Here is a 12,825-nt window from a genome sequence, read left to right on the forward strand (position 1 = left end):
ACGTCCGTAGGTTGGCGCCGAGCTTGCGAGGCCCAACATCGCGGCTGGGACGGGCTTCGATGCGTTGGGCTTCGTGCCTCAGCCCAACCTACGGAGCATCGGTGGCCTTTTCGCGGGCAAAAGAAAGGGCGCCGGTGAGGGCGCCCTGAAAATGATGTGATCTATGGAGTAAGTCCGCTTACATAGACAGCCGTGGGGCGGTTAGTTCCCGCCCCGGCGATCATTTTTGCGGGGTGAGCGTCAGCCGCTTGGTGCCGTAGACCTTGTCGAGGTTCTGCGACTGGAAGGGGAAGCTCATGTAGCGGGCCTTGAGCCAGGCGTCGATGCCGTCGGCGTAGTTGGGGCTGGCCGGGTTGCCGGACTGGCCGGAGCTGTTGAGCCCGATCATGGGTTCCGGCTGGCCGAAGTCGACGATGATGCGCATGGCCGGGATCAGCCAGGTGTCGAAGTTGTTGCCCCACTCGTAGGCCGAGACGTTCAGCGTGTTCATGTCGCCGCCGGCCTGGTACGGGCCACGGTCCAGGTAGCCCTGGATGGCGTTGATCCCGGTGCGCTGGCTGGCGCTCATGAAGGGCGCGAGCTTGGTGGTTTCGGTGGCCCAGGTGTAGCTGTGCAGCTTGCCCCATTGCCAGGCCTTGCGGTCGGCACCGAGCTTGCCTTCGGCGAAGCTGACGGCAGCGGCCAGGCTGCGGGCGAGGATGGCGGGCTTGTCTTCCTTCTGCGGGGTGCGCACGTCATCCCAGAAGGGGCTGTCGGCGCGGCCCAGCAGGTGGTCGGCCTGGGCCGAGTAGGAGAGGTTGGCGGTTTCCACCAGCGCCTGCCAGGCCGGGCTGCCTTCGGGGCCGAGCTCGTCCTGGAAGATCTGCTTGGCGCTTTCCTGCAGGAAGGCTTCGTAGAACACCGCGTCGGTGGAGGTCGGGCGCAGGTCGCCGTTGAAGGCCAGCAGGCGGCTCAGGGCTTCGCGGGCCTTGTCGCGCTCGGCGGCGGGCAGGGCGTCGATGGCCTGCTTGAGCGGCTGGGCCATGGCCGGGTCTTCGAACATCGCCTTGAGCTTGGCGGCGAAGGGCGTGGTCTGGTCGTACTGCATGGCGATGGTGCTGCGGGTGTCGTGCTTGCCGCTGCCGGCGAGCTGGGCGATGCGCTCGGCCCGCTCCGGGTAGAACCAGGAGTTGGACAGCTGCACGCCGTAGCCGCCCTGCACGGTGCGGTGGTTGGCGGTGCCCAGCCAGCTCTGACTCGGGTCCTGGTCGTAGGGGTGCAGCATGGGGTCGGCGTAGCCGTCCCATTCGTAGCGGCCGTCCCAGCCGGGGGAGGGCATCAGGCCACGGCCTTCGCGGCGGTTGGGGTAGCGGCCGGTGACCTGCCAGGCGATGTGCTGGGCATCGGCGGTGAGCAGGTTGAGGCCGATGGCGCGGATCGAGCGGGTCGCCTCGCTGGCCTGCTCGACGGATTGCGCGCGGGACAGGTCGAAGAAGGCGTCCAGGGTCTGGTCGCTTTCGAACTGGGCGGTCTTCAGGGCGATGCCCAGGCCGCTCTTGATCTCGATCGGTTGCAGCGGGTGCTTGCGCTGGCCGAGCACGGAGTTGAGCAGCGGGCCGTGGCGGGTCTCGTAGAGGGTTTCGCGGATCGGCCGCTCGCCCTTGATGAAGAAGGTCTCGTTGCGCTCGATGGCCGGCTGCCATTTGCCGTCGGCCAGGTAGTAGAGGCGGCTGCCTTCGCGCTTGACCTTCTCCAGGTAGAGGTCCTGGTTGTCGGCCATGACCATGGTCATGCCCCAGGCCAGCTTGCCGTTGTAGCCGGCGACCACGGCGGGCACGCCGGCGATGGTGACGCCCGCGGCCTGGAACTTCGGCGAGCGGATCTGCATGAAGTTCCAGTACGAGGGCATCGACAGCGGCAGGTGGGTGTCGTTGGCGAGGATGCTCTTGCCGTTGCGCGTGCGTTCCGGGGCGATGGCCCAGTTGTTCGAGGCGGCGACGCCGAGCATGTTCAGGCCCGCCAGTGCGCCGGCGGCCTGGTCGATGGCGGCGAGGCCCTGGATCTGCCCGCCGAGGTTGAGGCCCTTGAGCTTGTCGGCCTCGTCGAACGGCAGGTTCTCGTCCGGGTAGGTGGGCAGCAGCCAGGCGACCTTGTCCGCCCCGACCTTCTGGGCCATGACCAGCGAGGCGATCTCTTCCTGCAGGTTCACCGCCAGGCCGAAGTTCAGCAGGGTGAACACCAGCACCGAGTCCTCGGGTTTCCAGTACGCGGGTTTGTAGCCGGACTCGGCGAGGTCCATCGGCAGCTTGTCGCGGTACTGGAAGAGGTAGGCGTTGACGCCACGCGCGTAGACCTCGAAGAAGGACTTCAGGCGCGGGGAGGCGTTCTTGTAGAGGATGTCGGCGCTCTTGCGCAGGTTCACCGCGCGCATGAAGCGGTCGACATCCAGCACGCCGGGGCCGGCCATTTCCGCCAGGCGGCCTTCGGCCATGAGGCGCAGGCCGATCATCTGGCTGAGGCGGTCGGTGGCGTGCACGTAGCCCATGGTGAACAGGGCGTCGTGGAAGGTGGTGGTTTCGATCAGCGGCATGCCCAGCGGGTTGCGGCGGATCGAGACGCTCTGGGCCAGGCCCTTGACCGGCTTGAAGCCGGAGGTGGGCGGCAGGCTGTCGGAATAGCGGCTGTCGAGCCAGGACTGGCAGCCAGTGAGCGCGACCATGGCGCCGAGGGCGGCGGCTAGGCAGAAGCGGGGCAGGAAGCGCTGGGGCGCAGGCGAGGCCATGGAGCGGTATCTCCCGAAGAGGCAGCGGTTTTCAAACGCGCTACGTTAGAGAGCGGCCTCGCACTGCGCAAGCGGCGGAGGCCCTACTTTTTAGCGGCAGCGGGGTTGATCTTTTCCACCAGGTCATAGGCGCGAACGGTGGCCGGGCGGGCCTGGATGCTCTGGAACCAGCGCTTGAGGTTGGGGAAGTCGTCGAGGTCCTGTTCCTGGAAGGTGTGTGGCACGATCCAGGGGTAGATGGCCATATCGGCGATGCCGTACTCGGCGCCGGCGACGAAGGGGCGATCGGCCAGGCGCTTGTCGAGCACGCCGTAGAGGCGAGCGGTTTCCTTCACGTAGCGCTGGATGGCGTAGGGCACCTTCTCCGGGGCGAAGCGGTTGAAGTGGTGGTTCTGCCCGGCCATCGGGCCCAGGCCGCCCATCTGCCAGAACAGCCACTGCAGGGTCTCTTCGCGGCCGCGCAGGTCCTGCGGGATGAAGCGGCCGGTCTTTTCGGCGAGGTAGAGCAGGATGGCGCCGGACTCGAACAGCGACAGCGGCTCGCCGCCGTCCGCCGGGGCGTGGTCGACGATGGCGGGAATGCGGTTGTTCGGGGCGATCTTCAGGAAGTGCGGCTGGAACTGTTCGTCCTTGCCGATGTTGATGGGGTGGATCCGGTAGGGGAGGCCGGTCTCCTCGAGGAACAGCGTGATCTTGTGGCCGTTGGGGGTGGTCCAGTAATACAAGTCGATCATGGTGGGACTCCTCAGGAAGCGGGCGGCCAGCCTAAAGTATTCCCGGCACCCACGAAAAGGCCCGTGCTAGACGGGCCTTGGTCGTGCTGGCGCGAATCAGGCGCCGTGGCACTTCTTGAACTTCTTCGCGCTGCCGCAGGGGCAGGGGTCGTTGCGGCCCACTTCCTTCAGCGGGTTGCGCACCGGCTCCTGGGGGCCGTGGTTGCAGTGCGGGCCGTGCACATGGCCGTGATCGTGGTGGTCATGATCATGGTCGTGGTTGCAGTCGGGGCCATGGACATGGGGTTCTTGACTCATGGAACGTCACTCCGGGATGTAGTTGCCCGGGATTATCTCGCCATTGCGCGAGAGGTGCACGCTCTTGCCGAACATCAGGCCGGTCTTCACTTCGCCTTCGAGGCGGTAGCGAATGGCTTCGTCGGGTTTCTCCAGGAGCTTGACGATGTACTTCATGTGGCGCCAGAGGTTGGTACGCACCGGGACATCGAAGGTTTCGTGGCCGTTGGCCGGGACGGTGAACCAGGTGCTGGATTCGCCGGAGGCGAGCTTCACGTCGTTGAGGTGGACGGTATAGACCAGGCCGCGCACGGGCAGGCTGACGTCATTGGGGTTGTCCACACGGAAGCGCAGCAGGAACTGCTGCTCGAGAAGCTTGGCCTTGATTACATCGACTTTCACCAGCTGTACGTCCGGATCGCGGAAGCCGCCGGTCATCCAGGTGGAACATCCGGTCATGCCCGAAAAAGGTAGGGCCAGTAACATCAGTAGGCTGAGAATTCTTATCGTTTGCGCCTGAGAAAACATTGCATTACTCCATCGACGCTCAAGTGTAACAAGCAACTGCTTGGCTGCAACTTGTTGTTTGCAGAAAAAAACCTGCGCCATACTGCTGTCTGTTTCGGACAGGAGTGTGACCATGAGCCGCTACGAGATCGCTTTCTCCGGCCAACTGGTTCCGGGAGCCCGGCTGGAGCTGGTGCAGGCCAACATGGCCAAGCTCTTTCAGGCTGACGCGCAACGTATCGCCATGCTGTTCTCCGGCAGGCGCATCGTGATCAAGAACAACCTCGATGAGGCTGCCGCCGAGAAATATCGTGCAACGCTTGAGCGTGCCGGTGCGGTGGTGGACGTGGTGTCGATGGACGTCGAGATCGAGGAGGTGGAGCTGGCTCCACCGCCGCCGGAGTCGCCGGTGGCCGCCCCGGTGCGTGCCGCCGTCACCCAGCCGGCCGGCGAGCCGGCAGCGGTGGGTCGCCTCAAGGTGGCCCCGCGCGACGAGTACATGGCGGCCTTCATCGATGTGGAGGCGCCGGACTTCGGTATCGCCCCGGTGGGTGCCGACCTGCAGGACGCCAAGGCCGACGCGCCGCCGCCCAAGGTCGACCTGAGCCAGTTCAGCCTGGCGCCGGTGGGCAGCGACATGGGCCAGGCCAAGGCCGCTCCGGCCGGCCCGCCGCCGGACATCTCGCACCTGCGCCTGCAGGAGTGAGTGCCTGATGTGAAAAGCCCGCCGATCGGCGGGCTTTTCATTGGTGCGGAGTAGCAGCGGCGCTTCAGGAGGCCGTGCACTTCTCCTTGGCCTTGTCCGCGTCCAGCTTGCGGATGGAGGTGTAGAACAGCTCGCAGGTCTGCACCTTGTCGGTCACCTGCCACTTCTGCTTGCAGCTATCCAGGGTGCTGCTCGGGTTGGCGGAATGGTCCTTGCCCATGCCGGCTTGCCAGCAGGCGGCGGAGAGGTCCTGCCCCATCACCTTGAGCCCGGTGGCGTCGGCCTTGGCCTGGTCGCCGTCGTAGTTCTCCGGGTCGGCGGCGTACCAGATGTAGCTGGGGTGGTTGCTGCCCAGCACCGGCACCTTCTGTTCGGGCGTGGGGCTGATGGTGCCGAGGCCGAGCACGCCGATGGTGGTGCCGTACTGCTGCTTGATCCAGCTGCGCACCGGGCCGCCGAAGGCCACCATCGGCAGCGCCGGCTTGCCTTTGGTGAGCTGCTCGACCATGCGCGTCTGGTAGGGGGTGAAGTAGCTGTAGACGCCTTCCAGGTCGCTGCCGGCGCTGGCGGGGGCGGCGATGGGGGCGATGTCGATGATGGTCTGGTAGCCGGGTGTGTCGTCGGTGGCGACACCGTTCTGCACCAGCAGGTCGGCCCAGCGATCGGTGGTGGCCGACTCCAGGTAGTCCTGGGCCTTGGTCAGGGAATAGTCCGGCGGGAAGTGCAGCAGCTCGATGCTGCGGCGGTTCTCCAGGGCCATGCCCAGGGGCAGGAAGAGGTACCAGCTGTACTGCCACTTGCCGTCGCTGTTGAGCTGGCTGGCGCCCTTGTAGGCGAGGTCGCCGTTGTCCAGCAGTTGCACCAGCGGCACGCCGTAGTCGGCGGGCACGCCGCTGAAGCGGGCATAGAGGCCCTTGTCGTCGCGGCCTACCTTGACCTGGCCGCCGGCGATGCCGTCGCGCTTCAGGCTTTGCCCGAGGTAGTGCTCGACGGTTTGCTCCAGGGTCCAGTCGCGGTAACAGATGACGTTGCAGTTGTTGGGGTAGGCGAACAGGCGGGTGACCCGTTCCTGGCTGCCCAGGCTGACCTGGACTTCAGCAGCCTGGGCGAGGCCGGCGAGGCCCGCGAGAAGCGGGACGAGCAGGGTGCGCATGTGCATGGACATCTCCTTGTTGTCGGTTGGCGAATCCTTCCGGGGCGGGGCGCTCGGTCAGAGGTACCCCGCACAGCATTTCTTGAATTTCTGCCCGCTGCCGCAGATGCAGGGGTCGTTGCGCCCAGCCTTGGTTTCCACGGTCGGGTCGATGAAGTACCAGCGCCCGTCGTTCTGCACGAAGGACGAACGCTCGCGGTGGCTGTGCTCGCCAGCCTGGTCGTGCCAGCGGGCGACGAAGGTGACCAGTGCGTGCTCGGGCTTGCCGCCCAGCAGCTCGAAGGCTTCCACCTCCAGGCCCAGCCAGGTGCTCTGCAGGCTCCAGGCCTTCATCGCCTCGCGGTCCAGGCCCTCGCGCTGGGCGGGGAGGGTGGTCTCCACCAGGTAGTCCACCAGGCCCAGCACATAGGCGCTGTAGCGCGAACGCATCAGCGCCTCGGCGCTGGGGGCGGGGTGGCCGCCGTGGTGACGGCCGCAGCACAGGTCGAGGAGGTTGCCGCTGCCGCAGGGGCATGTGCTTGCGCTCATGGCATCACCACCAGTACTTGCCGAAGTTCTCGGGGTTGGCCCAGAACTTCGCGTTCAGCCAATCGGGCACCTGCTTGTATTCGCGCAGGTCGTAGGTGAACAGGTTGAGCACCTGGTCATCGCGCTGGAAGCGTTCGGTGGCCTGCAGCGCCAGGGCGAAGAAGTCGGTGTCGGTCCAGTCGCAGGCGCCGAGGTCCACCAGCACGGCGATGCGGCTGGCGTTGAGGTTGCGGATGCCGCCCAGCAGCTCCAGGGCGGTGCGCTTGGGCAGGTGTTCCAGGCAGTCGGCGACCAGCGCCAGGTCGAAGCGTTGCGCCGCCTGTTCGGCCGGCAGCGGGCCGGCGGGCACCTGCACCACCTGGCTGTCGGGGTGGGCGCTGGCGAAGGCCTCCAGGGCCGGGAGCGGTGAGTTGCCCACCAGCAGCAGGCGGGCCGGTGCATAGCGGTCGAGCAGGGCGGCAAGGGCCTGTTGCGGGGTGCGGGAGGAGAAGCTGGCAGTCATCGAAAATCCTCGGACAAGTTTGCGAAGACTAGCCTGCCGCCCGCTGCTGGCCTAGTGCTGGCGGTTTTTTAATCACCCGTCTTTACTCCCAAGTTATCGGTTTCCAAAGGCCGATATCACGAGGAGACATGCATATGAGCATCACAAGGACAGCAATACCCTTGCTACTTGTGTCGACCCTGCTGACCGGTTGCGCCGGCCTGCAGAAGACCGACTGGCCCAAGTGTGCAGCAGTAGGCGGTGTAGGCGGTGCAGCGTTGGGTGCGATTGAAAGCAGTTCCTGGGCGGGTTGGGGGGCGCTGCTCGGCGGCGGCATGGCCGCCGGCTACTGCTGGGTCCATGGCGATGGCGACGAGGATGGCGATGGCGTGCCTGACAGTCGCGACAAGTGCCCGGGCACTCCGCCGGGCGTGCAGGTGGATGCGAACGGTTGCCCGCCCGAGCCTGCCGTAGTGGAAGAGGTCGAGGAAGTGGTGGTGGTCGAGGACGAGACCATCGTCGTCCGTGACCTGCTGTTCGCCTTCGACTCCGCCGCGCTGGACCCGGCCGACAAGGCCAAGCTGGACACCATCGCCAGCCGCCTGCGCAACGAGGCCCCGACCGCCAAGCTGACCATCACCGGTCACACCGACAGCGTCGGCAGCGACAGCTACAACCAGAAACTCTCCGAGAAGCGCGCCCATTCCGTGACGGACTACCTGGTCTCGACCGGCATACCCAAGGGCAGCATCGCCGGCGTCAGTGGTGCGGGCGAAAGCCAGCCGGTCGCTGACAACGGCACGGCCGACGGCCGCGCGCTGAACCGCAGGGTGGAAATCCTCATCGACCGCTGAATCCCGCAGCCGTTGCGGCGCGCGGCTTGTGCGCCGTGACGGGCGGGTCTTTACTCCTGTGTTACCGGTATGGGACCGGTGACACAGGAGATCCCTCACCATGAGAACCTTCTCACGGGCTGCTCTACTTCTTCTGGTCGGCAGTGTTCTCTCGGGTTGCGCCTCGACGTCCAGTACGGGCGACGCGCCGCTCAACCAGGGGAACTGGCCTCTTTGCAGTGCGATTGGCGGTCTGGCCGGCGGTGGGCTGGGCGCTATCGAGAGTTCCGCTTGGGCTGGTGGAGGCGCCGTTGCAGGTGCCATCGTCGGCGGTCTGATCTGTTACGCCCAGGATGGCGACGAGGACGGTGACGGGGTCTTCGACCGCCGTGATACGTGCCCCAATACTCCAGCCGGGACCCAGGTCAACCACAATGGCTGTCCGCAGAAGACCTACCCGGCCGTGGTCAAGGCCGAGGAGCCCATTCCTCCGGCTCCCGCACCGCAGAGCGAAGTCATCGTGCTCAGCGACCAGGGCAAGGTGCTGTTCGCCTTCGACTCCGCCGAGCTCACCAGTGACGCGAAGACACAGCTGAATGATGTCGCTACACGCCTGACGGGGGCCGCCATGGTCAGCGTCAAGGTCGTGGGGCACACCGACAGCGTCGGTTCCGATACCTACAACCAGGGGCTTTCGGAACGGCGTGCCAGGAGTGCGGCGGATTACCTCATCAGCCAGGGCGTCCCGGCGGACAAGGTCACCACCGAAGGGCAGGGCGAAAGCCAGCCGGTGGCGGACAACGGCACGGATTCCGGGCGCGCGCAGAACCGCCGCGTGGAGATCCACGTCGCTCGCTGAACACCCGGTGCAACACCGAAGGGGCCCTCGTGGCCCCTTCTTTCTGCCCGCCATTTGGCAGCGACGATGACGAGGAGTAAGGTCGGCGGACTAAAAAAACAGAGGGGGGTGGCATGAAACTTTTCCTGGGGGTGGGCAAGCTGGTTGCCCTGGTGTTCTGGCTGGCGGTGCTGGCCAATCTGATCGAACCGTTTGCCCGACCATTCGCGTCACTGCTCAATGCCGTCGCCGCCCTGGTGCTCGGCCTGCACCTGCTGGAACTGGTGGTGTGCAACAGCCAGCTGCGCGCTCGCCCGCGCCCCTGGAACGACCGCCTGCAACTGCTGCTGTTCGGCGTCTTCCACCTGCTCGGCCTGCCCCGTTCCCAGGGAGGCCGCGAACATGCGTAAGTACTGCCTGCTGGCCCTGTTGGCCAGCCCTGTCGTCCTGGCCGAAAGCGGCGTCAGCGTCGATGCCAACAGCCTGCTCAAACTGCCGGCCCGGGTCGGCTCCCTCAGCCTCGACCGCGTGGTGGTCAACGATTACGGCACCCTGGTGATCCCGGCCAGCGTCACCGAGCTGCGCATTGGCGAGCTGGTGATGGGCCGCGACGCGCGCATCGGCATCGCCCCGTCCGACCAGCCCTTCAGCCTGGTGGTGCGCCAGGGTGAGATTGGCACCGGTGGCCACATCACCGCATCCGGCGCGGCCGGCAGCATGAAGAAAGGCGCCAGCGCCGGGCGCGACCTGAGCCTGCGCCTGGAGCAGGTGCGGGTGGACGAGATCACCCTGGATGTCCGCGGTGGCATCGGAACGCCCGGCTACAGCGGGCTCGCCGGTGCCGATGGCGATGCCGGCGGCTGCCTCTGGGGCACTGCCAGCCGTGGCTATGACGGCCAGAACGGCGGTGACGGCCAGGCCGGCGGCGCAGGTGGCCATATCCGCCTGGAAGTGCCGACGGACTTCCCCGTCGAGCAGGTGAAGGTGCGCCTGGAAGGCGGCGCCGGTGGTCCGGCGGGTGAAGCCGGCGCGGCGGGCAGTGGCGGTTCCGCCAAGGGTTGCCTGTTCTACCGCACCGCTGCCGGCGCCAAGGGCCGCCCGGGGCAACCTGGCCAGCCGGGCAGCGCGGGTGCTGCCGGCCAGCTCGATGTGGTGCGTATCGAATAAGCGCTCGAAGAATCGCTGCGCCGCGTCTTAAAACGTGGGGCGCGCTGCAGCGATAGTCACCAGGAACAAACCCAGCAGCAGGTTGCTGCCTACCAGGCGGCGGATGCGGGCCAGTACCGCACCGCCTGCCGGCCAATCCTCGGCGGCCACGGCGCGGCGCAGCTCGGGCAGCTGCAGCGCGTTGACCCGCAGGAACAGCGCCAGCATGGCGATGTACAGGCCCATCATGATGTGCACGTAGCGCGGCGCACCGTCGAAGCCGGCGAAGCGCATGTGCATCATCCCCACGCCGCTCACCGGTAGCAGCACCACCGCCACCCAGACCCAGAGGAAGAAGCGGCGGAACACCTCCACCCACAGCTTCAGCCGTGCCGGCGCGTCGAGCGCCTGGACTGCGGCGGGGCGCAGCACCATCCACGCGAAGAACATGCCGCCGACCCACACCAGGGCGGCGAGGACGTGGACGGCGTAGAGGGCGGCGAAGGGCGTCATCGGGTTTTCTCCAGTCGGAAACAAGGCGCGCTATGATAGCCGCCCTGTTAAAGTACTGAAAATTTATCCAGCCTTTCGCGCCCGCAAGAAGCCATGCTCAGCACTGAACTCAAGTCCCAGATCCAGGGCGCCTACTCCCGTTTTCTCGAAGCCAAGGGGCTCAAGGCCCGCTATGGCCAGCGCCTGATGATCGCCGAAGTGGCTAAGGTGCTGGGCGCCATCAAGACCGACGACGAAGGCCATCGCGATGGCGAGCCCGCCGTGGTCGCGGTGGAGGCGGGCACCGGCACCGGCAAGACGGTCGCCTACAGCCTGGCGACCATCCCCTCGGCCAAGGCCGCCGGCAAGCGCCTGGTGATCGCCACCGCCACGGTGGCGCTGCAGGAGCAGATCGTCCACAAGGACCTGCCCGACCTGATCCGCAACAGCGGCCTCAACTTCAGCTTCGCCCTGGCCAAGGGGCGTGGCCGCTACCTGTGCCTGTCCAAGCTCGACATGCTGCTGCAGGACGGCCAGGCGCAGAACGCCACCGCCCAGCTGTTCGCCGATGAAGGCTTCCGCATCGACGTCGACGAGAGCGGCCAGAAGCTGCTCAACCAGATGATCGAGAAACTCGCCGGCAACCGCTGGGACGGCGACCGCGACTCCTGGCCCGAGGCCATCGAGGACCAGGACTGGGCCCGCGTCACCACCGACCACAGCCAGTGCACCAAGCGCCATTGCCCCAACTTCCAGCAGTGCGCCTTCTATAAGGCACGCGAGGGCATGACCAAGGTGGACGTGATCGTCACCAACCACGACATGGTCCTCGCCGACCTGGCCCTGGGCGGCGGCGCGGTGCTGCCGGACCCGCGCGAAACCCTCTATGTGTTCGACGAAGGCCACCACCTGCCGGACAAGGCCATCGGCCACTTCGCCCATTTCACCCGCCTGCGCTCCACCGCCGACTGGCTGGAGACGGTGGCCAAGAACCTCACCAAGCTCCTCGCCCAGCACCCGCTGCCGGGCGACCTGGGCCGCCTGATCGAGAACGTGCCGGAACTGGCGCGGGAAATCCGCACCCAGCAGCAGTTCATGTTCACCGCCTGCGAGGAGGTCGCCGACTTCCGTGCCGGCGAAGACATGGAAGGCCGCGAGCGCCCGCGCCACCGCTTCGAGGCCGGCGTGGTGCCCGAGCACCTGATCGAAATGGGCATCGAGCTGAAGAAGGGCTTCGCCAAGCTCAACGACGTCTTCACCCGGCTCACCGAACTGCTCAAGGAAGCCATGGACGGGGAGGCCGGCGTCGGCATCGCCAGCCACCAGGCCGAGGAGTGGTACCCGCTGTTCGGCAGCCTGCAGACCCGTGCCCAGGGCAACTGGGAGCTGTGGACCGCCTTCACCGCCGAAGACCCGGAAGAAAGCCCGCCCATGGCGCGCTGGCTGACCCTGGCCGAGTTCGGCTCGGCCTACGACATCGAGGTCAACGCCAGCCCGATCCTCGCCGCCGAGACCCTGCGGCGGAACCTGTGGAACGTCGCCTACGGCGCCCTGGTGACCTCCGCGACCCTCACCGCGCTCGGCACCTTCGACCGCTATCGCATGCGCGCCGGCCTGCCGAAGAAGGCGGTCACCGCCGTGGTGCCCAGCCCCTTCCACCACGCCGATGCCGGCGTGCTCAAGGTGCCGGACCTCAAGGCCGACCCGCGTGACGCCGCCGCCCACACTGCGGCGATCATCCGCGACCTGCCGCAGTTGGTCGAAGGCTCGCGGGGCACCCTGGTGCTCTACGCCTCGCGCAAGCAGATGCAGGACGTCTTCGATGGCCTCGACCGCGACTGGCGCAAGCGCGTGCTGATCCAGGGCAACCTGTCCAAGCAGGAGACCCTGAACAAGCACAAGCAGCGGGTGGACGACGGCGAGACCAGCGTGCTGTTCGGCCTGGCCAGCTTCGCCGAGGGCGTCGACCTGCCCGGCGCCTACTGCGAGCACGTGGTGATCGCCAAGATCCCCTTCGCCGTGCCTGACGACCCGGTGGAAGCCGCGCTGTCGGAGTGGATCGAGGCGCGGGGCGGCAACCCCTTCATGGAGATCGCCGTGCCCGACGCCTCGCTGCGCCTGGTGCAGGCCTGCGGTCGCCTGCTGCGCACGGAATCCGATCGCGGCACCATCACCCTGCTCGACCGGCGGGTCGTCACCCAGCGCTATGGCAAGGCGATTCTCAACGCGCTGCCGCCCTTCCGCCGCGAGATCGGCTGAAACAGACCACCGCGGCGCTTGACGCCGGGCCCGCCTCTGCGATCATTGCCGGCTTGCGCGGGCACGGTTTTGCAGATCGCGGGCAACATTCGCCCATTCCGCTGTCTATGC

General features: G+C 66.8%; 14 protein-coding genes. 6 read left to right on the top strand and 8 right to left on the bottom strand.

Translation table 11 applies throughout. The features are described 5' to 3' along the window. Positions 1-220: 220 nt before the first annotated feature. From PI990_RS08015 to PI990_RS08030, 4 genes are all read right to left on the bottom strand, one after another. The gene (locus PI990_RS08015) at positions 221-2,761 is read right to left on the bottom strand and encodes a penicillin acylase family protein (RefSeq protein WP_271660316.1); all 2,541 of its coding nucleotides are present in this window, start codon (positions 2,759-2,761) and stop codon (positions 221-223) included. Between the two features lie 83 nt (positions 2,762-2,844). Beyond that, positions 2,845-3,495, bottom strand: a complete 651-nt coding sequence (locus PI990_RS08020; RefSeq protein WP_043242801.1) for a glutathione binding-like protein — start codon at positions 3,493-3,495, stop codon at positions 2,845-2,847. Positions 3,496-3,591: 96 nt separating this feature from the next. Continuing rightward, on the bottom strand, positions 3,592-3,792 hold the full coding sequence (locus tag PI990_RS08025; RefSeq protein ID WP_021219202.1) for an SEC-C metal-binding domain-containing protein: 201 nt from the start codon (positions 3,790-3,792) through the stop codon (positions 3,592-3,594). 6 nt (positions 3,793-3,798) lie between these two features. After that, complete coding sequence (locus PI990_RS08030; protein WP_031287599.1) at positions 3,799-4,299, bottom strand: LEA type 2 family protein; 501 nt, start codon at positions 4,297-4,299, stop codon at positions 3,799-3,801. A 112-nt stretch (positions 4,300-4,411) separates the two neighbouring features. On the opposite strand from PI990_RS08030, the gene PI990_RS08035 reads away from it, so the two are divergent. After that, positions 4,412-4,984, top strand: a complete 573-nt coding sequence (locus tag PI990_RS08035) for a hypothetical protein (protein ID WP_271660317.1) — start codon at positions 4,412-4,414, stop codon at positions 4,982-4,984. Positions 4,985-5,048: 64 nt separating this feature from the next. On the opposite strand, the gene PI990_RS08040 is transcribed toward PI990_RS08035, so the two are convergent. From PI990_RS08040 to PI990_RS08050, 3 genes are read right to left on the bottom strand one after another with little or no spacing between them, the layout of a single operon-like run. Further along, on the bottom strand, positions 5,049-6,143 hold the full coding sequence (locus tag PI990_RS08040) for a hypothetical protein (RefSeq protein ID WP_271660318.1): 1,095 nt from the start codon (positions 6,141-6,143) through the stop codon (positions 5,049-5,051). A gap of 51 nt (positions 6,144-6,194) precedes the next feature. Next, positions 6,195-6,665 carry a YchJ family protein gene (locus PI990_RS08045; protein ID WP_043242799.1) on the bottom strand — a complete coding sequence of 157 codons (471 nt, stop codon included), beginning with the start codon at positions 6,663-6,665 and terminating at the stop codon, positions 6,195-6,197. Between the two features lie 4 nt (positions 6,666-6,669). Continuing rightward, on the bottom strand, positions 6,670-7,167 hold the full coding sequence (locus tag PI990_RS08050) for a DUF6231 family protein (RefSeq protein ID WP_184491463.1): 498 nt from the start codon (positions 7,165-7,167) through the stop codon (positions 6,670-6,672). Between the two features lie 134 nt (positions 7,168-7,301). Here PI990_RS08050 and PI990_RS08055 point away from each other — a divergent pair, with 134 nt between their 5' ends. The 4 genes from PI990_RS08055 to PI990_RS08070 all read left to right on the top strand — a co-directional run bounded on the left by PI990_RS08055 (position 7,302) and on the right by PI990_RS08070 (position 9,984). Continuing rightward, on the top strand, positions 7,302-8,000 hold the full coding sequence (locus tag PI990_RS08055; protein ID WP_031287601.1) for an OmpA family protein: 699 nt from the start codon (positions 7,302-7,304) through the stop codon (positions 7,998-8,000). Between the two features lie 100 nt (positions 8,001-8,100). After that, a complete protein-coding gene (locus PI990_RS08060; protein ID WP_021219209.1) occupies positions 8,101-8,838 on the top strand; it encodes an OmpA family protein in 738 nt (245 codons plus the stop codon). Between the two features lie 113 nt (positions 8,839-8,951). Next, positions 8,952-9,227: a DUF1145 domain-containing protein gene (locus PI990_RS08065; RefSeq protein WP_043242798.1), complete on the top strand. Its 276-nt coding sequence runs from the start codon at positions 8,952-8,954 to the stop codon at positions 9,225-9,227. After that, entirely contained in the window at positions 9,220-9,984 is a 765-nt protein-coding gene (locus PI990_RS08070) for a collagen-like protein (protein ID WP_271660319.1), read from the top strand. The genes PI990_RS08065 and PI990_RS08070 overlap by 8 nt, the downstream gene beginning before the upstream one ends. 27 nt (positions 9,985-10,011) lie before the next feature. Here PI990_RS08070 and PI990_RS08075 read toward each other — a convergent pair whose 3' ends face one another. After that, positions 10,012-10,476, bottom strand: a complete 465-nt coding sequence (locus tag PI990_RS08075) for a CopD family protein (RefSeq protein ID WP_271660320.1) — start codon at positions 10,474-10,476, stop codon at positions 10,012-10,014. A gap of 93 nt (positions 10,477-10,569) precedes the next feature. Between PI990_RS08075 and dinG the strand changes: the two genes are divergently transcribed. Beyond that, entirely contained in the window at positions 10,570-12,714 is a 2,145-nt protein-coding gene (gene dinG, locus PI990_RS08080; RefSeq protein ID WP_271660321.1) for an ATP-dependent DNA helicase DinG, read from the top strand. The last annotated feature ends 111 nt before the right edge of the window (positions 12,715-12,825 follow it).

This window comes from Pseudomonas sp. TUM22785 (genome assembly GCF_028198105.1).
Taxonomy (GTDB): domain Bacteria; phylum Pseudomonadota; class Gammaproteobacteria; order Pseudomonadales; family Pseudomonadaceae; genus Metapseudomonas; species Metapseudomonas solani.

Bases quoted from the DNA above. Each gene is read 5' to 3' on its own strand.
- PI990_RS08015 (WP_271660316.1), bottom strand. From the start codon at position 2,761: ATGGCCTCGCCTGCGCCCCAGCGCTTCCTGCCCCGCTTCTGCCTAGCC.
- PI990_RS08020 (WP_043242801.1), bottom strand. From the start codon at position 3,495: ATGATCGACTTGTATTACTGGACCACCCCCAACGGCCACAAGATCACG.
- PI990_RS08025 (WP_021219202.1), bottom strand. From the start codon at position 3,792: ATGAGTCAAGAACCCCATGTCCATGGCCCCGACTGCAACCACGACCAT.
- PI990_RS08030 (WP_031287599.1), bottom strand. From the start codon at position 4,299: ATGTTTTCTCAGGCGCAAACGATAAGAATTCTCAGCCTACTGATGTTA.
- PI990_RS08035 (WP_271660317.1), top strand. From the start codon at position 4,412: ATGAGCCGCTACGAGATCGCTTTCTCCGGCCAACTGGTTCCGGGAGCC.
- PI990_RS08040 (WP_271660318.1), bottom strand. From the start codon at position 6,143: ATGCACATGCGCACCCTGCTCGTCCCGCTTCTCGCGGGCCTCGCCGGC.
- PI990_RS08045 (WP_043242799.1), bottom strand. From the start codon at position 6,665: ATGAGCGCAAGCACATGCCCCTGCGGCAGCGGCAACCTCCTCGACCTG.
- PI990_RS08050 (WP_184491463.1), bottom strand. From the start codon at position 7,167: ATGACTGCCAGCTTCTCCTCCCGCACCCCGCAACAGGCCCTTGCCGCC.
- PI990_RS08055 (WP_031287601.1), top strand. From the start codon at position 7,302: ATGAGCATCACAAGGACAGCAATACCCTTGCTACTTGTGTCGACCCTG.
- PI990_RS08060 (WP_021219209.1), top strand. From the start codon at position 8,101: ATGAGAACCTTCTCACGGGCTGCTCTACTTCTTCTGGTCGGCAGTGTT.
- PI990_RS08065 (WP_043242798.1), top strand. From the start codon at position 8,952: ATGAAACTTTTCCTGGGGGTGGGCAAGCTGGTTGCCCTGGTGTTCTGG.
- PI990_RS08070 (WP_271660319.1), top strand. From the start codon at position 9,220: ATGCGTAAGTACTGCCTGCTGGCCCTGTTGGCCAGCCCTGTCGTCCTG.
- PI990_RS08075 (WP_271660320.1), bottom strand. From the start codon at position 10,476: ATGACGCCCTTCGCCGCCCTCTACGCCGTCCACGTCCTCGCCGCCCTG.
- dinG (WP_271660321.1), top strand. From the start codon at position 10,570: ATGCTCAGCACTGAACTCAAGTCCCAGATCCAGGGCGCCTACTCCCGT.